This window comes from Butyricimonas sp. DFI.6.44, assembly GCF_022132345.1.
Taxonomy (GTDB): domain Bacteria; phylum Bacteroidota; class Bacteroidia; order Bacteroidales; family Marinifilaceae; genus Butyricimonas; species Butyricimonas muris.
Genome location: NZ_JAKNJD010000010.1, coordinates 187,942 through 209,162 on the forward strand (window position 1 = coordinate 187,942; position 21,221 = coordinate 209,162).

Genomic DNA, 21,221 nt, shown 5'->3' on the forward strand with positions numbered 1-21,221 from the left:
ATGAACACAATATTTAATTTACAGCAATACGCATTAACAGCATTAAAAGATACATACAACGAACGCGAAATAAAATACTTGTGCTCGTATCTTTTGTGTAAAATATTGCATTGTACAAATATAGAAATACATCTTAATAAACACGAATTATTGGAAAAAAGGTTTGTAGATAATTTTGTGGCGATGGTGGAGGAGTTGAAAACGAACAAACCGGTGCAGTACGTGTTGGGTGAAACCGAGTTTCTGGGTGTTGATATCCGGTTGAATAACGAAACATTGATTCCGCGTCCGGAAACGGAGGAGTTGGTGATGTGGGTTGCTGAAAGCGGTTTGCCCGAGGGTGCGCGAGTACTCGACGTGGGCACCGGAAGCGGGTGTATTATTATAACTTTGGGTAAAATGCTGCGGGGTTTGGAATTGCATGGAGTGGATATTTCCGCGGAGGCAATTCGTCAGGCGGGAGAGAATGCCCGGGCAAACGGGGTAGAGGTGCATTTCTATGAAAGGGATATTTTGCGGCATAAAACGTGGGATTGGTCGGATTTTGATGTTATCGTGAGTAATCCCCCTTACGTGCGGGTTTCGGAGAAAGCTTTGATGCACGAGCGGGTGTTAGGGTATGAGCCGCATCGGGCGCTTTTCGTGACGGACGAGGACCCGTTGGTATTTTATCGGGTGATAGCGGAATTCGGGTGTTCGCGTTTGAAAGCGGGGGGACTCCTGTTTTTCGAGATTAATGAGGCTTTCGGCAAAGAGATGGTTGATTTACTCTCGGGTATGGGATACCGTGAAGTGGAGTTGCGGAAAGATATTCATGACAAGGACAGGATGGTGAAAGCGAGATGGACGGAGTGATTCAATGATTTACGATTTCTTGATTTTAGATTTTAAATTTGATTAAGTGGATGCGAAGAAGGCTTTAAATATAGTGGCGGGGCAATGCAGTAAGAAAGAATATTGCAGTGCCGACGTGTTGGCTAAATTGCGGCGTTGGGAGTTGCCGGAGAAAGATATCGCGGAGATTATGGCATTTCTGGTGAAGAATCGATTTTTAGATGATGCCCGTTTTGCCGAGGCCTATGCCCGGGATAAGTTTCGTTTTAATCGCTGGGGAAAATTGAAGATAGCGCAAATGCTGCGCCGGAAACAAGTTGCGGATAGTGTAATAGGGCAAGCGCTTGCCGCGTTACCGGAGGAAGATACGGATGCCACCTGTATGGAGTTGTTGCGTCAGAAGAACAAGAGTATAAAGGACGAGGATCCTTATAAGCGAAAAGCTAAACTCATTCGTTTTGCCCTGAGCCGGGGCTTCGAGTACGAAACGGTGAGCCGGTGTTTATCCCATCTCGCTCACTTTCTCTAGGGCGTCCAAGTTTGTGATTTTGATTTGCTTGCCGGAGAGTTCCACGATACCTTCCGAGGCAAAGTTGGATAGCGTGCGGATGGCATTGGAGGTGGTCATGTTCGACAAGTTGGCGATATCTTCTCGCGAGAGGCAGATTTTCAACGTGCTGTTGTCATCCTCGAACCCGTAAGTATCTTTCAGCACGAGCAGAGCTTCTGCCAGACGTCCGCGGATGTGCTTTTGGGTGAGGGTTACCGTGCGACGGTTGGAGAATCCCAAGTCCGTGGCAAGTGCCCGGATAACGTTCATGGCAACATCCGAGTTGCTGCGCACGATACCGAATACCAGTTCGGTTTTCATGATACAGACGATAGAATCTTCAAGGGCTTCAGCCGAGGCGATATGGTTTTCCTCGGCGAAGAAAGCCCGATAGCCGATGAAACCCACGGGCTTTGCCATGCGAACGATTTGTTCCCTGCCGGCAATTCCTTTTTTCATAATCTTGGCTTTTCCGGTGATAAGACAAAGTAACCCGAAAGGTTTATTGCCTTCCTCGTATATCAGGTCGCCTTTCCGGTACATTTTGCAGATGGTGGTCTGGCGAATGATACTTTTGCTGCTTTCGTCAAGATTGGCAAAAAGAGAGTTGGGACTGTCAATGCAAATGTTGCAATATTTTTTATGTAGTTCTTTGTCTTTAATCGTTCTCATGGCTTGTTCTTTGTCGGTCGTTTACAATTTAGCGGTGAGTGGCATCCGACGCCCGCTTCCGAAGGATTTCTTGCTTACCTTGAGAATCGGGGGACACTGCGCCCGCTTGTATTCGTTGCGATTTACCAGCGTAAGAGTCTTCTCCACGAGCGCGGGTGCGAATCCTTGTTTGATGATATCTTGCTTGGATTGATTGTCTTCGATGTATAACTTTAGAATTGCGTCCAGAATATCGTACTCGGGGAGCGAGTCTTGGTCTTTTTGCTCGGGACGGAGTTCCGCCGAGGGGGCTTTCGTGATGGTGTTTTCGGGTATGAGTTCCCGTTCCCGGTTGATATACCGGGACAGTTTGTACACGTCGGTTTTATACACGTCGCCTAACACGGAAAGAGAACCGCACATGTCCCCGTATAGGGTGCCGTAGCCGACAGCAGCCTCGCTTTTATTTGAGGTGTTGAGCAAAATATGCCCGAATTTATTGGAGATTGCCATCACGAGTGTTCCCCGGATACGGGCTTGCAGGTTTTCTTCCGCCACGTTGAACGGTGCGTCTTTAAAGACGGGTTGCAAGGTGGAAAGGAACGTGTCGTATATCTCTTTTATCGCGAGAGTTTCATGTGCTATTCCCAGATTCCTTGCCAAATCGACGGCATCCTTCACGGAATGGTCGGTCGAGAAGCGGGAAGGCATCAGTATGCCTAACACGTTTTCTTTCCCGAGTGCCTCGACGGCTAATGCGGCAACGAGTGCGGAATCAATTCCGCCGGAAAGACCTAAGACGGCTTTGCTGAACCCGTTCTTCCGGAAGAAATCCTTGATGCCCGCCACGAGAGCGTCGTGAATCAGTGCGATAGAATCCTGTGCAGCCTCTTTTACCGGGGCTAGGTTTTCCAAAGCGTTGGTGTCGATGAGTATGAAATCTTCGTCAAAGGCGGCTCCTTTGGCTACAAGCATGCCTTTCTTGTTGAACGCGAGAGTGTTCCCGTCGAATATGATAGAGCTGTTGGCTCCCGTGTGATTTAACGCTATCACGGGACATTTGTGCTCCCGGGCGATGGAAGAGAATACTTCTTTGCGATAAGCGTAACTTTCCGTGGTGAACGGTGTGGGTCCCACGTGAATGATTAGCGTGTCGGGCTTTTCGATAACGTTTGATTCGTATTCATCGAAAAGGACACGGATGTTTTGATTCATGTACCGCAAGGGAGAATTCGATTCGTCCGCGATAAAATAGCGGCTCTCGTCGAAAATATCGTAGTCGCTTAGCACGGTTTTGTTGACTCCGCCCCGTACTTCACGGTCATACATGAAGAACATAGCGTTGTAAAGTACCCCGTCTTCCAAATCAAGATTGGGGCAACCCACTAGAGCGGCGATATTTGTACATTGTCCGGCAATTTTTTCGATACTGATGCGACATTCATTCACGAAATATTCTTTCTCGAACAGGTCTTGCGGGTATGCACCGCATATCGCGTGTTCGGGAAACACGACCAGGTCTGCTTTTTTTGATTTTGCTTTTTGTATGGCGGCAATGATAAGGTCCCTGTTTTTGGAGATGTCGCCGATATGATAGTTTATTTGAGGTATTGCTATTTTCATTGTATCCTGCACGTTATATCCCTTGCGGGGATGGTTGATAAATTAAAATGATAACTCTTTGGCAGCTCACTTTGTTATTTGTCACAAAAGTACGAATTTTGCACAAGATAATAAATAAGTTATTCATGAACTTTGTTGATAATGGATAAAAAAGAGTTGCGTAAGCAGATAAAGGTTTTAAAAAATCAATATTCCCCGGAACAGAAGGTCGAGATGTCCCGTCCGATTTGGGATGAACTGGAACAAAATGTTTTTTTCAAGGAGGCTCGTACCCTTTTGGCGTATTGGTCGATGGATGACGAGGTGTTCACTCATGATTACGTGGTCAAATGGGCGGGCGAGAAAAGAATTTTGCTTCCTTGCGTGAAAGGGGATGTGCTTGAATTGCGGGTGTTCGAGGGTATGGAGTCTTTGAAAGCGGGAGAGTCCTTCGGGATACTGGAACCCGTGGGAGAATTGTACACGGATTACGATTCCATTGATATGATTGTCGTGCCGGGTGTCGCTTTTGACCGTCAAGGGAACCGCTTGGGACGGGGACGAGGATACTATGACAAGATATTGAAAGAAACCCGCGCGGCAAAGAAGGTCGGCATTTGTTTCGATTTCCAGTTCGTGGAGGAAGTGCCTGTCGATGCGTTGGACGTGCGCATGGACTTGGTTGTACACGGGTAAAAGAATATTTCACTATTTATGTGTTCTATTACCATTAACCTCTGGTATTCCTAGGGTTATACTATCTTATCCGGCTTGCAGGCCTCTTGCGTGATTGTTGCATCACCCTTGGGCGGCGATGGTGCGAGAGGGATGCAAGGGTGGGGTAAGGGGCAAGAGGTGGTAAAACCTTAGGAATACTGTGGGTTCTGTTTAGGTTATGATATAAAAAAAATGGCTGCATCGATTCCGACACAGCCATTGATGTTCCTTTTTTTATGATGATTAAGCTTCTTTCGGAGCTCCTACAGGACAAACACCAGCGCAAGCCCCGCATGAGATACAAGTATCAGCATTGATTTGGTAGTGGTCATCACCCATAGAGATTGCTCCTACCGGGCATTCTGATTCACATGCTCCACAAGAAATACAATCATCAGATATAACGTAAGCCATTTCTAAAAAATTTTGTTGTTAATAATGGCACAAAAGTAAAACCTATAATTGAAACAAAAAAATTTTTCGGGGTTAATAAGATTTATTTGCCCTTATTTATACCCATTGTAAAATGGAATAGTTTATAAAGTTCATAAGGTTTATAAAGTAACGGGCGTCCTTCGGACAAGGTTTACCGGCAGCTTTGCTGCCATGGACAGAGCGCCCGCTAGGGTCCATAAACCTTATGAACTTTATAAACTTTAGGAGCTGAAAGCTCAACTTTATAAACCGGGCGAACGTGTTCGCCCTGATTTGTGGTTTCGAGAAATAATTTATACCTTTGCGGCGCATTTAAAGTACGGGGGAAATTTTAAAACGTGTGATGGGAGCGCGGATATGGCTTAGAACCCCGGGGCAACAATCCGTGTTTGAGTAGCACAACAATTTAAATGATATGCAAGTATTTGAATTAAAAGGAGAAGTAAGAAACGATTTAGGTAAGAAAGCTACTAAAGCGGTAAGAAACGAAGAAAAAGTTCCGTGTGTTCTTTACGGTGGTGAGGCTAACGTTCATTTCGCTGTAAGAGACCGGGATTTAAAGAAACTTCTCTATACTCCTAACGTGTATTTGGTAAAGCTCGTTCTTGAGGGTAAAACCTATGACGCCGTGATGAGAGATATCCAATTTCACCCGGTGACGGATAAAGTGTTACATATTGATTTTTACCAGACGTTTGAGGATAAACCGGTGGTGATTGAAGTACCTGTTAAGACCACGGGACACGCTGCCGGAGTTCAAGCCGGAGGTAAGTTGGTATTGATTACCCGTAAATTGAAGGTGAAAGCTCTTCCGAAGGATATGCCGGATGAAATTACGCTTGACGTGACTTCTTTGGGTGTTGGTAAATCTATCAAGGTTCAGGATATTAACATCGAAGGTATCGATATCGTGAATGCGAAGAGTGTGGTTGTGGCTCAAGTGAAGTTGACAAGAGCTGCAAGGGCTGCACAAAACGCTCAATAATTGTTTGAAAGAGTAGAAAGATGAAATATCTTATTGTGGGATTAGGGAACATTGGTCCCGAATACCAGAATACACGACATAACATCGGATTTAGAGTGTTGGACGCCTTTGCCAAGGCGTCCAATGCTGTTTTTGAAGATATGCGTTACGGGGCTGTTGCCACGATGAAGTTGAAAGGGCGGACTCTGGTACTGTTGAAGCCGAACACGTATATGAACCTTAGCGGGAAAGCCGTGAGTTACTGGATGCAGAAGGAGAAGATTGATTTATCGAATCTTTTTATCATTGTCGATGATTTGGCTTTGCCTTTCGGGACAATACGCCTGAGAAGTAAAGGTAGTGACGGGGGGCATAACGGGTTGAAGAGTATCAACCAATTGTTGGGAACACAGGCGTATACCCGTTTGCGGTTTGGTATCGGTGATAATTTTCCCAAGGGAAGACAGGTGGATTACGTGTTGGGGGAATGGAGCGATGAAGAGGAAGAGCGCCTGCCCGCCATGTTAAAACATTGTGGCGAGGTGATTGAAAATTTTGTTTTTATCGGGGTGGATAAAACGATGAGTCTGTTTAATAATTTACGATTTGAGATTTAAGATTTATGATTTTAAATCGTAAGTTTACAACTTGAGTATTGTAATTTAAAGGTATAGACAGTGGAGAAGGTTAGAATAGATAAATGGTTATGGGCAGTCCGGATTTTCAAGACCCGTTCATTGGCTGCCGAGGCTTGTGGAAAGGGACACGTGTCTATCGGGGATGCGCACGTGAAGGCTTCTCGTGAAGTGAAAGCCGGGGACACGGTAAAGGTGCGGGTCCCCCCGATTGAAAGGGAATATCTGGTGAAGCAAGTAACGGATAAACGGATGTCTGCACAATTGGCGGTCGATTTCGTGGAAGAAACCACTCCACAGGAAAGGTTGGATATCCTGCGAGGTACTCACATGCAATTTGAATCCCGTGATAGAGGAACGGGACGTCCGACAAAACGGGACCGCAGGTTGATTGATAAACTTAAAGAACTTTAAAATTTTAGATTTATGATTTTGGATTGAAGATTAATGTCTTTGAATCATAAATCATAAATCATAAATCATAAATCATAAATCCCAAATTAGTATGTTAGTTGCGCGGGAAAAAAGAAAGAGTAATGTGGCTGAATATATTTTGTATATGTGGCAGGTGGAGGATATGCTGAGAGCGATGCAGATGGATATTCGGCAAGTGGACAGGAATGTGGTCAGCCAGTTTCAAGTAGATGAGGACACCCGGAAGGAGATTAGGGAGTGGTATGATAACTTGATTGAGATGATGAAGAGGGAAGAGGTGGTAAAAGGAGGGCATCTACAAGTGGTCAAAAATATGGTGAATGAATTGACGGAGTTGCATTACTACCTGTTGCATGAATCGCAAGATATGAAATACAAGCAGTTGTTCATGATGACCGCGAACAATTTGTTGGATTACCGCCGGAAAACGAATTTGCCGGAAGAGGTGTCCGATGTGGAATTGGCACTTCATGCTCTTTATGGACATTTGATGTTGCGTTTACAAAAAAAAGAGATAAATTCGCAGACAGCCATGGCTATGGAATCGTTTAGCCGGATGATTGCTTATCTGGCGGCGAAATACAAGGCGATAGAAGAGAATGAAGAAAAGATGTTTGATTAATCACAATAGAATGAAGAGAATATTATTTATCACGATAGCTGTTTTGTTTGTCTTGAACGCACGGGCGGAAGAGGGAACCAAGGAATTTAAACAGAGTTTTCCGGCGGCTTCCTTTAATGAATTGATCGTGTCCAATCGTTACGGGAATATCGATATACGTCAGGAAGGAGAGGAGTTTGCTATTACCGCGAGCGTGTGGGTGGAGGCAAAGAATAAAGCCAAGGTGGATGAAATACTTGAGTATATCGCAATAACAGCCAAGGAACGGGGAGCGGCATTGAACGTGGAAACCGTGTTTAAAAAGGATATGAGTTTGAAACAGACGTTCTCCGGCGTTACGGTTAGCGTGGATTATCATATTAAAGTTCCGAAAGGAAAGAAGGTGCGTTTATTAAGTACGGATGGCGGCATCTCTATGAGCGATTTCACGGGAGATTTGAGTGTAGAGATCGTGTCGGGAAATTTTAAGGCAAACACGGTGTTGGGTGGCGAGTTTTCTGTGAAGCAATCCAAGGGGGAATTTGAAGTGGAGAAAGTAGCCGTGTTTAATGGTGAATTCAAATCCTGTAAGGTAAAGATTGGTGAGGGTACGGATATGAAATTGGATTGTAATTCCACGGGGTTGCAGTTGATGGAAGCGAATAATCTCACGCTGAAGACTTCCGGGGGTACTTGTTACTTGGGGATGATCGAGAATTTGAGCGGGAATTCTTTTTACACGAAATACGAGGTGCAGGATATCGGCGGTAGCCTATGGATGGATACGCGTTGGGGAGAATTGAACGTGAGGAATATCAATCTTTCATTCTCTTCGGTAGAGGTAAAGAGTTCTTCAACAAAGGTGGGTTTGACTTTCATGGAGGGGTGCGGGTATGCGCTTGAAATCAACAGGAATAAGAATTTGAAAGTTGAGTTACCGCAAGGCGTTGTTTTGGAAACCAAACCGACGACGAATAAAAATGCTGTTTTGGAAACAGGTTTTGTCGGCGATAAGAAGTTTTCGGGAAGAGTGAATTTGAATATGTCGGGGGGAAGTCTTTTTATTCAGTAAAATGTATCAAACACATATATTTCCAAATGGATTGCGCTTGATCCATAATTATGTTCCGAATAAAGCCGCCTATTGCGGGCTGATTATTAACGTGGGAAGCCGGGATGAACAGGCGGGGGAGTTCGGGATGGCTCATTTTATCGAGCACGTTATTTTCAAGGGAACAGAGAAGCGAAAGGCCTATCATATATTGAGTCGTCTGGAAGACGTGGGGGGGGAGTTGAACGCGTACACGACCAAGGAGGATACATGCGTGTATGCCACGTTTATGGCGAAAGATTACGAGCGGGCATTGGAGTTGTTTGCGGATATCGTGTTTCATTCCGTTTTCCCGGAGAAGGAGATAGAGAAGGAGAAAGATGTTGTGCTGGAGGAGATTAACTCGTACAAGGATAATCCCGGGGAATTGATTTTCGATGATTTCGAGGAGCTGGTTTATTCCGGTTACCCGATTGGGCGGAATATCTTGGGCGACGAGGCTTCCGTGGAACAAATGTCCCGTGAAATGGTACTTGATTTCGTGCGACGGAATTATTTCCCGAATCGCATGGTGATTAGTTCGGTGGGAGATATTGCCTTTGACAAGTTGGTACGTCTGGTGGAGAAGTATTTTGCCGGTTACGAGAGCGGTCCTTCCTTGCAGATGCGGGTGAGGCCTGAAATTTACACACCCCGGTTCGTGGAGCTGGACAAGGATACGCACCAGTGTCATTGTATTATCGGGAATATCGCTTATGATTACACGCAGGATAACCGGTTGGCATTGTCTTTACTGATTAATCTGTTGGGTGGGGCGGGAATGAACACTCGTCTTAATTTGAATATACGGGAACGTCACGGGCTTGCCTATAATATCGAGGCTTCCTACACGCCTTATTCGGACACGGGGATTGCCATGATTTATTTCGGGTGCGACCCGGAGCATGCGGAATGGTGCTTGAGTTTGTGCAAGAAGGAGATGCGCTCTTTGTACGAGGAGAAGTTGGGACCCGTGCAATTGAAGCGCGCGAAGGCGCAAATGGTTGGGCAGTTGGCTATTTCTTCCGAGAATTACGAGAATCTGATGTTGTCTATCGGGAAGAGTTTCCTGATTTACGATAAGGTGGACAGTCTGGAAGATATTTATACCCAAGTGGATGAGATTACCCCGGAGGTGTTGTTGAAAGTGGCGAAAGATGTATTTGATATAGAAAAGCAATCGATTTTATTGTATAAGTAGGAGGTCGGTATGTTGGAACTGAATGCGGAATTGGAGCAATATATTTTGGCACACAGCGAACCGGAGAGCGACGTGTTGGCCGAGTTGTCCCGTGCGACTCATCTGCAAGTGTTGCGCCCGAGGATGTTGTCGGGAAACCTGCAAGGGCAATTCTTGAAGATGATGTGCAAGATGCTTGCTGCCCGAAGGGTGTTGGAGATTGGGACTTACACGGGGTACGCGGCGATTTCTATGGCATACGGTTTGGCGGAAGGGGGCGTGGTGCACACGATTGACGTGAATGACGAATTGGAGGATTTCACGCGAGGGTTTATCGAGAAAAGCGGCTTGCAGGAACGTGTCGTTTTTCACGTGGGAGATGCTTGCGAAATTATTCCCCGTTTGAATGAAACTTTTGATTTGGTGTTTATTGACGCGGATAAAAGGGAATACTCGGAATATTATCGTCTGGTATTTGATAAAGTCCGGGTGGGAGGGTTAATCATTGCCGATGACGTGTTGTGGGATGGTAAAGTCGCCGATCCTAATGTGAAACCGGATGCCCAAACGAAAGGTATTCTGGATTTTAACGATATGATACAAGCTGACCCCCGGGTGGAAAATCTATTACTTCCTATTCGGCATGGGTTGATGGTGATAAGAAAATCTGAAATCTGAAATCTAAAATCTAAAATTAAAAGCTATCTTTGTTCAATCATCCGATTGAAAGTTGGAATGTGCATTTTCAATTTTCAATTTTCAATTTTCAATTTTCAATTATTATGAAGCAGTACTTAGATTTGTTGGATAGAATTTTGAAAGAGGGGACTGTAAAAGAAGACCGCACGGGTACGGGGACTATCAACGTGTTCGGACACCAGATGCGTTTCAACTTGGAAGAGGGTTTCCCCTTGTTGACCACGAAGAAATTACACTTGAAATCTATTATATACGAATTGCTGTGGTTCCTGCAAGGCGACACGAACGTGAAGTATTTGCAAGAACATGGCGTGAAGATTTGGAATGAATGGGCTGACGAGAACGGAGATTTGGGACATATCTACGGTTATCAATGGCGTTCATGGCCTAAAGCTGACGGAACTTTCTTGGATCAGATCACGCAAGTCGTGGAAGGAATAAAGAATACGCCTGATTCGCGGCGGCTGATCGTTAGTGCATGGAATGCTGGAGATATCGAGAACATGGCATTGCCGCCTTGTCATGCCTTGTTTCAATTTTTTGTGGCGGACGGTAAGCTTTCCTGTCAACTCTATCAACGGAGTGCGGATACATTTTTGGGGGTACCTTTTAATATCGCTTCTTATGCCCTGCTGACCATGATGATCGCACAGGTTTGCGGTTTGAAGCCCGGTGAGTTCGTGCATACGTTGGGTGATACTCATATTTATTTGAATCATATTGAACAGGTAAAATTGCAATTATCGCGTGAACCTCGTCGTTTGCCCCGTATGGTAATCAACCCGGAGGTGAAAAGTATCTTTGACTTTCAATACGAGGATTTCGAGTTGCAAGGCTATGATCCGCATCCGCATATAAAGGGGGCGATATCTGTTTAATTGAAAATTGAAAGTGGAAAATTGAAAATGAAATCATTTACGGTTAAAAATGGGTTAGTGGGAGAAAATCGTAAATTTAAAATGTAAAATTAGAATGGTTTTATCAATTATAGTAGCTGCGGCAGAGAATAATGTTATCGGTAGGGATAATGGGTTGGTGTGGAGGTTGTCGGCTGATTTGAAACGTTTTAAAGCGTTGACAACGGGACACACGATTTTGATGGGACGCAAGACTTACGAGTCCGTGGGGAAGGCATTGCCTAACCGGAGAAATATCGTGATTTCACGGAACCCGGATTATAAAGCGGAAGGTTGTGAGGTCGTTCGGAGTGTGGAGGAGGCTTTGGAATTGACAAAGGGGGAAGATGAGGTTTTCGTGACCGGAGGAGGTACTATTTACAAGGAATTGTGGGGTAAGGCGGATCGATTGTATCTTACTGTCGTGCATCAGGAGTGCGAGGGGGATACGTTAATTCCTTCTGTGGATCCGAATCAATGGAAAGAAGTATTCCGGGAAGCTCACGCGTCGGACGAGAAGAACGAGTTTGATTACACCTTTATTGATTACGAGCGGATAAAGTAATGGATTACCGGATCAACCCGAAATACAAATCACTGGAGAAAGCCATTCTTGATATTCCCCGTCGATTCGAGGTAGAGGGGGAGGTGATCGAGGATAACCGGAATGTAATCAAAATACTGGATGTAGAAGGGGTGCGTGTGAATGTGAAATCATTCAAGGTGCCGAATGTAATCAACCAATTTGCTTACGCGTATATCCGGAAAGGAAAGGCTCAACGTTCTTATGAATATGCCAATTTGTTCCGGGAAAAAGGTATCGGGACGCCCGAACCGGTGGCGTATATCGTGAAACGGAACGCATGGGGGGTTACCCGGAGTTATTATATTTCTTTGCAGGTGGACTATGATTATTTGTTTCGGGATTTGCGGGAGAAACGTCCGGCTGATCTGGAATTTATATTGAGAGAGTTTACCCGATTTACACATTATTTTCATTCACAATCAGTCTATTTCGTGGATCATTCCCCGGGCAACACGTTAATAAAGCGCACGAGTAATGGTGTGGAATTTAGCTTGGTTGATTTGAATCGGGTGAAATTCATGCATATATCTCCATTCGTGGGGCTAAAGAATTTCTATCGGTTGAATGCTACGGATGATATGATCGAGATTATCGCAGATGAATATGCCCGTTTGACTCATTCGGATTCCAAGGAGATGATTCGTTTGCTCAAGGAATGGACTCATGCTCATGATGAACGGGTGCGTAAGCGGAAAGAGAAAAGAAATAAGGTGCGTTCTAACGCACCCTCTAGTCTGTAAGGTCCGTAAAGTCCATAAGGTCGAACCTCCAGTTCCTAAAGTCGAAAAAAAATGATTTGGATTGTTCCCGGGTATATTTTTGACCTTCTGACTTTATAGACTTTACGGACTTTATGGACTAAAGTGCGTTTTATGCCCTCTTAATTTTCCCGAATTTCTTGATACTCGTGTATTTTCGCCAAAGATTTAATTTCCGTTTTGCTGGCACCCCGTGGCGAGTGATATAATCCCGTGCGGCTTCAAGCATCCGATGTCCGACTTTTCCGTCGAGATAGGGATCGTAATTTTCAATGATCCATTTGCGTTTGGCGATATATTCTTCGTCGTGTAATACTTTTTCCAAAGCCTCGGGGAGTTCTTCCGGGTTTTGTATGTCTAGCCAATAGATGTCTTTCGCTATGGTCTTGTAGGTGATAACCGGTTTATCCAGTAGTAGAAACTCGTAAACGGTGGAAGAGGTATCGCTGATCATCACGTCGGACATGATCTGGTATTTCGTGATATTGTGATCTTCTACCCAAAGCATATTGTCGTGTTGCGCGGCAAGCTCTTTGTACTCCTGCATCCACTCGGCTTTTGTCAAGGGGTGGAATTTCAAGATTAATAGCACGTCTTTCTCTTTTGCCAATTTTACTAACCCTTCTTTGATGAAAGGCAGCGAGGTCAGTGACGGTGAAAAAGTCGGGGCATACAGCACGAGTTTGTTTTTACCGTGTTTTTCCAGCAACGCTTTTTTCTCGGCATCGAAAGTATGAAGATTTTCGTAAATCCAATCTTGACGAGGCCAGCCTGTTTCCACGACTTCGAAATCCTTGTATTTCTTGGCAAGAGCAGTGAAGCCTTTCGTGAATAAGGGACCTTGGGTAAAATACGTGTCGAAATAGCGGCGTATGACCCAATGGTCTTTCTTTTCGGTCGCATAACCGTGGAATATTTGTATTTTCACTCCCGGCAGGTAATAAGGCACGATATTGCAGGGGACAAAGATGGCTTCGGGGGAGAAATCATAAATCTCTTGGATGCTGTTTGTCCATTTTACTTCGTCCTTTAACGGAAATTCGGGGATGTTTTTTTCTTGAACAAACCACAAAATGGAGTGTTCTCCTTCTTTGTTTGCCTCTGCCTCAATAGGTTGCAGAATATTGATGGCGTATTTTTGCTCACAGAATAATACGATGCGCATTACTGTAGATGTTTAGGTATTCGATTGATAGCGTCTTGAAAATCTTCCACGGTGTCGAGTTCCATGGAGAAATAGTTACTCGTGTCCACGGGATAAAAATAGTGTCCTCGCGTGATCAGGCGTTCGAAAGCAAGTTCGTAGAATACATTATCCAGTCCCTCGTTTACGATCATTTGTGCCAATTCCGTGTAGAGAGCTGAAAGATAAGCGTTCGATATTTTTTCGATACCGATAGATTCGCCGATAGCTTTCTCGATGGAACAGGTTTTGCTGATTTCCGTGATTTGATTTTCCTCGTTCACGATGACTTTGATTTCTTCCTCGCCCAGTTTATGGCTGTCTAATGCCAGACAGTCATTATACGGGGCGTCCTGTAAAGTTTTGATCATACGCGGGTCGTACAGAATATCACTGTCCAGCAGGATGATTTCTTTTTCTTGCAGAACTTCCGGTTTGGCCAACCATAACGAGTATATATTGTTGGTTGACGCATAGACTTCATTGTAAATGAATCTCACGGGGAGATTCGGATAGGTCGTTTGCACGAAATTTTCGATCATTTCTTTTAAATAGCCCGTGATAATCACAATTTCATCGATACCGTTGACTAACAGACCGTCAATAGCTCTTTGCAGTAGGGTGCGATTGCCGATTTTTAGCAAACATTTCGGGCGGTCGTTCGTGAGAGGGCGTAATCGGGAAGCAATTCCCGCGGCGAGGATAACAGCTTTCATACGTTTCTTTAAAAAACAGAACCACATGACCGGTCTGTCATGTGGTTCTGTATATGGAATTATTTAGAATTTAGCATAACTTCTTTGATCGTATCTATGACCAAGCGATTCTGTTTTTGAGTTCCCAAGGTGATACGCATATGGGTATTGATGTCTTCCTCGTTCATGAATTTGACAATCAATCCTTTTGCTTTTAAGGCTTCTTGAAGTTTAGCTTTCATGGCAATAGGATATTTCACAAGAATAAAGTTGGCTTCTGATTTATACACTTTGAAGCCGTCAAGCACGCTTAATTCTTTCATGTATAATTCCCGGTCTTCTGCCATCAAGTCTGCTATATGTTGATAGTAGTCACTTGCCTTGAACACGGCAACTCCAATTTCTTCCGTGATTCGGTTGTAGCCGAGATATTTCGTACTATAGTTCAAGAACACGGATAAGTCTGCGCCCATGAAAGCGAATCCAAGACGTAAACCCGGCAGTCCGTAAAATTTGGATAGCGTGCGGATTATCAAAAGATTCGGGAATTCTTCAATCAACGGTTTGATATAGCTGGTATCCTTGTTCGCGAAAGAAGCGTAAGCTTCGTCAATCACGATCACCGTTTCACGGGGAATGAAAGAAAGTATCTCATGTAATTCTTCCTTTGTCAAAGAGTTGCCCGTCGGGTTATTGGGGGATGCCATAAGCACCATTTCCGGCTTTTCTTTTTCTACCGATTCGCGAATACTTTGAATATCGTACTTGAAAGTGTTGCCTTCCTCGAACAACGGGTAAAAAATGGTTCTTCCGTTTACTTCGTCGGCGATGGATTTGTAGTACCACCACGAGAATTTAGGAATAAGCAGCGTTTTTTGTTTCGTACCGCCAGCCAAGAAACAGTGTACCACTTGTTTCAGAATGTCTTCACCCCCGTATCCTAGGATTACTTGTTTTTCCGGAATCCCGTACAATTCAGAGATGTAATCGGATAGAATGCTTTTTTTACCCTCGTCGTAAATGCGGGTGTAGAAGCATAATTTATTCGGATCAAAGTTTTTCAGCACTTCGCCGATTTCGGGTGCCGGTCCGTAATTGTATTCATTACGGTCGAGGTAAGTTATTTCTTTCTTCATCAATACAATAAATATATCTTAGACTTTTTTATTCGTCCGGTTTGTTTATAAATAGATATCAATAAACGATCCTTTAATGATAGCCAAAAGTAACTAATTTTTGGAGTATCTCCTACAAACCATTTTTATTTTTTTGTGCTAGTAATCAGTTACTATCATAATATCATGGAATTGTGGTCGTATGCCTTGGAGGAAAATTAAATAACGATCATTTTTTTAAACTAAAATATGGTGTTGAAAATGCAGGTTTCTGTTATTGTTTCTACTTATAATCAGCCGGAATGGTTAGAAAAAGTATTATGGGGATATAATATACAAAGTTTTAAAGAATTTGAGTTGATTGTCGCGGATGATGGGTCCGGTAAAGCTACGCGGGAAGTATTGGAACGGTTGACTCCCCAACTATCTTACCCGCTAAAGCACGTGTGGCATGAGGATAGAGGTTTCCGGAAATGTGAAATATTGAATAAAGCTATTTTGGCGGCGAGTACGGATTATTTGGTTTTTACTGATGGAGATTGTATCCCGAGGAATGATTTTATTGAGAAGCACATGAAATTCAGGAAGAAAGGGTACTTTCTTTCAGGTGGGTATCACAAGTTGTCGATGGATACTTCCCGTGAGATTCGTTCGCGGGATATCAAGTCGCAGGCTTGTTTTAATATCCGCTGGCTAAAACAGCACGGGATGAGAAATTCTTTCCGTAATAATAAATTGACTCGTTCTTCTTTTAAAGCCTTTCTCTTGAATTTCTTGACAACGACGAGGGCGACATGGAACGGGTGTAACGCTTCCGGTTGGCTGGAGGATATTATCCGGGTGAATGGTTTTGACGAGAGAATGGAGTACGGGGGACAGGATCGGGAGTTCGGGGAAAGATTGGTAAATGCCGGAATCCGGGGATTGCAAATACGTTATTCGGCTATTTGCTTGCATCTGGATCATGCACGGGGCTATGTGAATGAGAGTGCCTTGCGAAAAAATAAAAAGATTCGGAAGGATACCGTGTGTTTAAAACATGTCCGGACAAATTTTGGAATAGTAAAATCCGAAGATTCGATTTGTTAAATATCTAATCGTGTGTTTTATTGTTCAAAATTGGAATACTTTTTGCTATATTTGTAAATGTAACAAACCATAAAGAGCGGGACATGGTATTTGCAGAATTAAGTTATCAAATTTTTGAGAGGGCAACCTTGTGTTATCATGTGGCTGATAGCACGGATGCCGACATCAAGAATCCATACAAGTTAGAATCTATAGAGTATTATCTGTTCCAAAAGAATTGGGTTGATGCTATTCAATGGCACTTGGAGGATATCATACGTGATCCGGATATTGAGCCTGAATTTGCTTTGCAAATCAAGCGTCGAATTGACGAGTCGAATCAAAAACGTACGGATTTGGTGGAGTTGCTGGATGAATATTTTTGGAAGAAGTATGAAAATGTGATCTTGTTGCCTCATGCCACGATAAACACGGAAAGTCCGGCTTGGGCTTTAGACCGTTTATCTATTTTGTGTTTGAAGATATATCACATGGAACAGGAAACGCAACGGGTAGACGTGAGTCAAGGGCACGTGCGTAGATGTGAGAATAAAATGCATATATTATTGGAACAGAAACGTGATTTGATTGTTGCAATCGATCTGTTACTGGAGGATATTGAAGCCGGGAGAAAATACATGAAAGTTTACAAGCAGATGAAAATGTATAACGATCCGGAATTGAATCCTGTATTATATGGAAAAGAGATTTCACGATGCGTGTAAGAAAAGTTTTGGTGATTCGCTTCCGGCGGATAGGCGATGCCGTGTTATCTGTTGTGATATGCAGCACGATAAGGAAGAGTTTTCCCGAGGCGGAGATCCATTATGTCGTGAATGATTATCTGGAACCTTTATTTCAAGATCACCCGGATGTTGACCGGGTAATCACGTTTTCCAGTCGGGAAAACGATCATTTTTTCACGTACGTGAAGAAAGTCTTCCGGTTGATGCGCGAAGAACATTATGACGTGATCATAGATACTCGCTCCACGTTGAAAACATTATGGTTTAGTATTCTCTCTCCGGGAACAAAATATCGTATCGGTACGCGGAAATATTATAATCTTTTCTTTCATAACTACCGGATAAGGAATCATCAAAACGAAAGTTTGGACGAAGTATCCCGTAATTTGTTGTTGGTAAAGCCGCTGGAGAAAGAAGCACCTTTGGTGTATGATGCGGATTTTCGTTTGCAAGTAACGGAAGGAGAAAAGGAAGAATTTAAAAGATACATGATCGAGCAAGGGATTGATTTTTCCCGTTTGGTTATATTATGTACCCCTTTTACCCGCGTGGTGGATAAAAAGTGGGATATCCGGAAGATGAAGGAAGTGTTGTCCCGTTTGGTCTGGAAATACGATGCTCAATTGATTTTTAATTACTCGAAAGAAGAGAAAGCGGATGCTTTAAGTTTATTTGATGAAATGGGACAGGACAAGCATATCTTCGTGAACGTGGAAGCTGATACATTGCGGAAGTTGGTAGCCATGATCTCGTTATCTGATTTCTTTTTCGGGAATGAAGGCGGTCCTCGTCATATGGCGCAGGCTTGCGGAGTTCCCGGTCTGGCTATATACCCGCCTTGGGTGAACATGCAAAAGTGGCTGCCTTCCCGTGACGAACGCTATCAAGGGGTGAGTCCTTTGGATTTTATGCCTGAATCGGAAAGGGGTATGCTTTCGGATAAAGAGATATTCGATCGTCTTACCGAAGATCAGGTGTGGGGGCGGTTGGATTCCATGTTAAGAAAAATGATGAAGGATATTTAGATACCGTATTATTCATTATCTTTGGTGCCGTAATTGTGGTAAGTAAAATGAATAATATGAAGAATGTATACGTGATAGGGGTTTTCGACCTGTTTCATTTCGGTCATGTCGAGTTGCTAAGACGCGCGAGGGCGTTAGGTGATCGTTTGATCGTGGCTATTAATGGAGATGATATGGTTGCTTCTTACAAACGCAGGCCTTTTTTGTCCGAGCATGATCGACTGGAAGTCGTGAAAGCGTGTCGTTACGTGGACGAGGCTTTTATCATTCGGGAATACGATAATAAAGAATATATCAAGAAATACGGGATTAATGTTATCGTGCATGGTGATGATTGGGATGGAGAGGGGTATCTGAAACAGATTCGGGTGACACCGGAATTTCTGGAAGAGCATCATGTGGAGATGGTGTATTTACCTTACACGAAAGGAATAAGCACGTCGGAATTGGTTGAAAAGATAAGAAGCACGAAATAATGTATTCTAAAATTATAAATGTACCCATAGTTCTTGAGATCGGGGAGAATATTTTCATTCATATGGATGAGATATTGCAGCGTAATCATATTTTTTTCAAGGAGAAAATTTTAGTGACCTCCCCGGAGTTGAAAGAACTTTACAAACAGCAGATAGAGCAATTATCGTTTGATGAGATCATGCTTATTCAAGGCGGTTCTTATGAAGAAGCCCGCAAGGTGATGGGAAATATCACAAATAAGGATGCACTTTTGGTTGCTTTCGGGGGCGGAAGTGTTATTGATGCCGTGAAAATGATTTCGAACGACTTGAATCTAAGTTATATTACAGCACCTTCCACGTTGTCAAACGATGCCATTTATTCACCAATCGCTCGGCTTGTTCAAAACGGGAAAAAGCAAAGTTTCGGGGTAAAGGCTCCGTTAGGTATTATAGCGGATATTGAGATTATAAGGAGATCGCCTAGAAAATTGTTATTGGCAGGGGTGGGGGATTTGGTGTCTAATGCCAGTGCCGTGAAGGATTGGAGATTGGCGAATGCGGAAAAAGGCGAATATATTAATAATTTCGCTTTGACTTTGGCAACTCTCAGTGGTAATTCCGTGATGTCTTACACGATAGACGATATCGGAACGAATCGGTTTATCGGGGATCTGGCGAATGGACTGGTGATTTCGGGATTGGCGATGGTATTGGCGAATAGTTCACGTCCGGCGAGTGGTGGGGAACATCTGGTCAGTCATGCGATTGATGATCTTTACCCGATGCGAACGACTTTACACGGGTTGCAAGTGGCTTGGGGGCATTTGTTGTTAGAACGGGATTATCGCCAAGATGATGATGACTTCGAGAAATTGCGGCTATTCTTTGACCGAATGAAGATCACAGACGAATTGGAGCATGACCTTCACTTTTCGAGTGATGAGATCGCTCGGATTATTGCCCGGGCAAAAACTATCCGGGACAGATACACGATTTTATCTAAATTTTAGCCAGTTCTAAAAGTTTGTCCGCTATTCTTTCGGAAACTTTTCCGTCAACTTCTCCGACGACATAACGGGATAATTCTTCTCGCTTGGTTTTATTTTTGTCCGGATTTGCTAAGTTTTCACGGACATATTGTACCATTTCCTTGTAGTTTTTCGGGGTATCCCCGACTTCCCACAAGTAGAATTTCGAGATATCCAGTCGTTTGCGCACCTTGTGTGGGAATAATCTGTCTATCGGGCGATAGTGTAGAAACATATTGATAATAGCAGGTTTGCCTACCCCCGAAAATTCAAATACCGCACTTGACATATCGGAAATCAATAAGTCTGCGGCATGAAGAAACGGAAGAATATTGGTTTCGTTGAAATTTGCCAGATACACGTTGGGCGAGGTTGCCCATGTTTGTAACAAGTGCAAATCTTTCCGGTATTTTTTACGCAGGAAAAGATGCGAATGCGGTTTTAAAATAATGTTGTATTCGGCAAAGTCCTCGGGGAATTTCTTTCCCATTTTCAATACGGAAGAGGGATAGAATGTCGGGGCGTAAAGTATTGTTTTTTTGTTGGTATCCAAGTGGCGTTCTTGAAGAAATCTTTTCCGGTCATCGTCTGTCAACTTGAAATAGTTGTCCAGTTTGGAATAACCGGAAACATAAAAGATTGATTTTTTCTCGGGGTAGAGTTCGATCAAGTATTCTTCCAAGAATTTGCCATCAAGGAAACGTACATCGACTTCATTAAGTCCCGGTTCGATATTCATAGTCTTACCGCCCCATACTCCATGATTAATAAAAGCGGATTTATCGAATTGTGTATGTATATGGTGAGGAGTATTCCCGAACACGAGCGTGTTACAGAAACAATCTTCTTCTTCAAGTATATAAGTGAAGTTATTTTGCTTGCAATAATTGATAGATTCTTCCCTTTGGTTTATCTCATCACGATCTCTCGTCTTTGGAATAATCACGACATAGGGAACTTCACGTTTGATAAGTTCTCTGATAACGGGTTCAAATTGCGGAGAGTAGTATAATTTTTCGAGATAGAAGCCAATCACGTAGGTTTTCATACACTTTTGCTGTTAATAAACGATCGTTTAATAGGATACAAATATACAGCATTTTTGTATCCTATCCTCGTTTTGGTTGATATTTTTTATGCGCTAGTAATTAAGTGTTTACACTTTTGCAAGAATAATAGCGAACGATATATCTGTTAATATCATTAAACGATCCTTTATTGATTGTTTAAAATCAGCTGTAAACTAATAGAAACATTAATTTTATTTATC

Annotated in this window: 25 protein-coding genes; 18 read left to right on the forward strand and 7 right to left on the reverse strand. The window is 43.4% G+C overall.

Features of this window, described 5'->3' with window-relative positions; translation table 11 throughout:
* Positions 1–855, forward strand: coding sequence for a peptide chain release factor N(5)-glutamine methyltransferase (gene prmC, locus L0M98_RS14975; protein ID WP_227216744.1), 855 nt, complete (start codon positions 1–3; stop codon positions 853–855).
* Between the two features lie 46 nt (positions 856–901).
* Positions 902–1,363, forward strand: coding sequence for a regulatory protein RecX (locus L0M98_RS14980; RefSeq protein ID WP_099294223.1), 462 nt, complete (start codon positions 902–904; stop codon positions 1,361–1,363).
* Here the strand turns inward: L0M98_RS14980 and L0M98_RS14985 are convergent.
* Complete coding sequence (locus tag L0M98_RS14985) at positions 1,337–2,056, reverse strand: Crp/Fnr family transcriptional regulator (protein WP_099294221.1); 720 nt, start codon at positions 2,054–2,056, stop codon at positions 1,337–1,339. The two genes, L0M98_RS14980 and L0M98_RS14985, sit on opposite strands and share 27 nt — an antisense overlap.
* A 21-nt stretch (positions 2,057–2,077) precedes the next feature.
* Entirely contained in the window at positions 2,078–3,658 is a 1,581-nt protein-coding gene (locus L0M98_RS14990) for an NAD+ synthase (protein ID WP_227216743.1), read from the reverse strand.
* A gap of 141 nt (positions 3,659–3,799) precedes the next feature.
* Here L0M98_RS14990 and L0M98_RS14995 point away from each other — a divergent pair, with 141 nt between their 5' ends.
* Positions 3,800–4,333 (forward strand): 5-formyltetrahydrofolate cyclo-ligase, encoded by a 534-nt coding sequence (locus tag L0M98_RS14995; RefSeq protein WP_227216742.1) that lies wholly within the window; start codon positions 3,800–3,802, stop codon positions 4,331–4,333.
* 264 nt (positions 4,334–4,597) lie between these two features.
* Here L0M98_RS14995 and L0M98_RS15000 read toward each other — a convergent pair whose 3' ends face one another.
* The gene (locus L0M98_RS15000; RefSeq protein WP_099294215.1) at positions 4,598–4,768 is read right to left on the reverse strand and encodes a DUF362 domain-containing protein; all 171 of its coding nucleotides are present in this window, start codon (positions 4,766–4,768) and stop codon (positions 4,598–4,600) included.
* Between the two features lie 436 nt (positions 4,769–5,204).
* Between L0M98_RS15000 and L0M98_RS15005 the strand changes: the two genes are divergently transcribed.
* The 10 genes from L0M98_RS15005 to L0M98_RS15050 all read left to right on the forward strand — a co-directional run bounded on the left by L0M98_RS15005 (position 5,205) and on the right by L0M98_RS15050 (position 12,615).
* On the forward strand, positions 5,205–5,774 hold the full coding sequence (locus tag L0M98_RS15005) for a 50S ribosomal protein L25/general stress protein Ctc (RefSeq protein WP_099294211.1): 570 nt from the start codon (positions 5,205–5,207) through the stop codon (positions 5,772–5,774).
* A 20-nt stretch (positions 5,775–5,794) separates the two neighbouring features.
* On the forward strand, positions 5,795–6,370 hold the full coding sequence (gene pth, locus L0M98_RS15010; RefSeq protein ID WP_227216741.1) for an aminoacyl-tRNA hydrolase: 576 nt from the start codon (positions 5,795–5,797) through the stop codon (positions 6,368–6,370).
* A 60-nt stretch (positions 6,371–6,430) separates the two neighbouring features.
* On the forward strand, positions 6,431–6,802 hold the full coding sequence (locus L0M98_RS15015; RefSeq protein ID WP_227216740.1) for an RNA-binding S4 domain-containing protein: 372 nt from the start codon (positions 6,431–6,433) through the stop codon (positions 6,800–6,802).
* A gap of 91 nt (positions 6,803–6,893) precedes the next feature.
* Positions 6,894–7,445 carry a DUF4924 family protein gene (locus L0M98_RS15020; protein WP_227216739.1) on the forward strand — a complete coding sequence of 184 codons (552 nt, stop codon included), beginning with the start codon at positions 6,894–6,896 and terminating at the stop codon, positions 7,443–7,445.
* Positions 7,446–7,455: 10 nt separating this feature from the next.
* Positions 7,456–8,496 (forward strand): hypothetical protein, encoded by a 1,041-nt coding sequence (locus tag L0M98_RS15025; RefSeq protein ID WP_186978192.1) that lies wholly within the window; start codon positions 7,456–7,458, stop codon positions 8,494–8,496.
* A gap of 37 nt (positions 8,497–8,533) precedes the next feature.
* Positions 8,534–9,715 carry a M16 family metallopeptidase gene (locus tag L0M98_RS15030; protein WP_227216738.1) on the forward strand — a complete coding sequence of 394 codons (1,182 nt, stop codon included), beginning with the start codon at positions 8,534–8,536 and terminating at the stop codon, positions 9,713–9,715.
* Positions 9,716–9,724: 9 nt separating this feature from the next.
* A complete protein-coding gene (locus L0M98_RS15035; protein WP_227216737.1) occupies positions 9,725–10,372 on the forward strand; it encodes an O-methyltransferase in 648 nt (215 codons plus the stop codon).
* Between the two features lie 104 nt (positions 10,373–10,476).
* Positions 10,477–11,271 (forward strand): thymidylate synthase, encoded by a 795-nt coding sequence (locus L0M98_RS15040; RefSeq protein WP_186978186.1) that lies wholly within the window; start codon positions 10,477–10,479, stop codon positions 11,269–11,271.
* A gap of 94 nt (positions 11,272–11,365) precedes the next feature.
* Positions 11,366–11,854 (forward strand): dihydrofolate reductase, encoded by a 489-nt coding sequence (locus L0M98_RS15045; protein WP_227216736.1) that lies wholly within the window; start codon positions 11,366–11,368, stop codon positions 11,852–11,854.
* Positions 11,854–12,615 (forward strand): hypothetical protein, encoded by a 762-nt coding sequence (locus L0M98_RS15050; RefSeq protein WP_227216735.1) that lies wholly within the window; start codon positions 11,854–11,856, stop codon positions 12,613–12,615. Before L0M98_RS15045 ends, L0M98_RS15050 begins: the two co-directional genes overlap by 1 nt.
* 130 nt (positions 12,616–12,745) lie before the next feature.
* Here the strand turns inward: L0M98_RS15050 and L0M98_RS15055 are convergent, their stop codons facing one another.
* From L0M98_RS15055 to L0M98_RS15065, 3 genes are read right to left on the reverse strand one after another with little or no spacing between them, the layout of a single operon-like run.
* Positions 12,746–13,798, reverse strand: coding sequence for a CDP-glycerol glycerophosphotransferase family protein (locus L0M98_RS15055; protein WP_227216734.1), 1,053 nt, complete (start codon positions 13,796–13,798; stop codon positions 12,746–12,748).
* The gene (locus tag L0M98_RS15060) at positions 13,798–14,532 is read right to left on the reverse strand and encodes a phosphocholine cytidylyltransferase family protein (RefSeq protein ID WP_227216733.1); all 735 of its coding nucleotides are present in this window, start codon (positions 14,530–14,532) and stop codon (positions 13,798–13,800) included. The genes L0M98_RS15055 and L0M98_RS15060 overlap by 1 nt, the downstream gene beginning before the upstream one ends.
* A gap of 59 nt (positions 14,533–14,591) precedes the next feature.
* A complete protein-coding gene (locus tag L0M98_RS15065; RefSeq protein ID WP_227216732.1) occupies positions 14,592–15,647 on the reverse strand; it encodes a pyridoxal phosphate-dependent aminotransferase in 1,056 nt (351 codons plus the stop codon).
* A 228-nt stretch (positions 15,648–15,875) separates the two neighbouring features.
* Here L0M98_RS15065 and L0M98_RS15070 point away from each other — a divergent pair, with 228 nt between their 5' ends.
* The 5 genes from L0M98_RS15070 (at position 15,876) to L0M98_RS15090 (ending at position 19,933) form a co-directional block, all read left to right on the forward strand.
* A complete protein-coding gene (locus L0M98_RS15070) occupies positions 15,876–16,715 on the forward strand; it encodes a glycosyltransferase family 2 protein (RefSeq protein ID WP_227216731.1) in 840 nt (279 codons plus the stop codon).
* 83 nt (positions 16,716–16,798) lie between these two features.
* Positions 16,799–17,419 (forward strand): DUF4254 domain-containing protein, encoded by a 621-nt coding sequence (locus L0M98_RS15075; protein WP_186978175.1) that lies wholly within the window; start codon positions 16,799–16,801, stop codon positions 17,417–17,419.
* On the forward strand, positions 17,410–18,465 hold the full coding sequence (locus L0M98_RS15080; RefSeq protein ID WP_227216730.1) for a glycosyltransferase family 9 protein: 1,056 nt from the start codon (positions 17,410–17,412) through the stop codon (positions 18,463–18,465). Before L0M98_RS15075 ends, L0M98_RS15080 begins: the two co-directional genes overlap by 10 nt.
* A gap of 56 nt (positions 18,466–18,521) precedes the next feature.
* The gene (locus L0M98_RS15085; RefSeq protein ID WP_099294185.1) at positions 18,522–18,941 is read left to right on the forward strand and encodes an adenylyltransferase/cytidyltransferase family protein; all 420 of its coding nucleotides are present in this window, start codon (positions 18,522–18,524) and stop codon (positions 18,939–18,941) included.
* Positions 18,941–19,933, forward strand: a complete 993-nt coding sequence (locus tag L0M98_RS15090; RefSeq protein ID WP_186978171.1) for an iron-containing alcohol dehydrogenase — start codon at positions 18,941–18,943, stop codon at positions 19,931–19,933. Before L0M98_RS15085 ends, L0M98_RS15090 begins: the two co-directional genes overlap by 1 nt.
* Here L0M98_RS15090 and L0M98_RS15095 read toward each other — a convergent pair.
* Entirely contained in the window at positions 19,923–20,999 is a 1,077-nt protein-coding gene (locus L0M98_RS15095; RefSeq protein ID WP_227216729.1) for a CDP-glycerol glycerophosphotransferase family protein, read from the reverse strand. The two genes, L0M98_RS15090 and L0M98_RS15095, sit on opposite strands and share 11 nt — an antisense overlap.
* Positions 21,000–21,221: the final 222 nt, after the last annotated feature.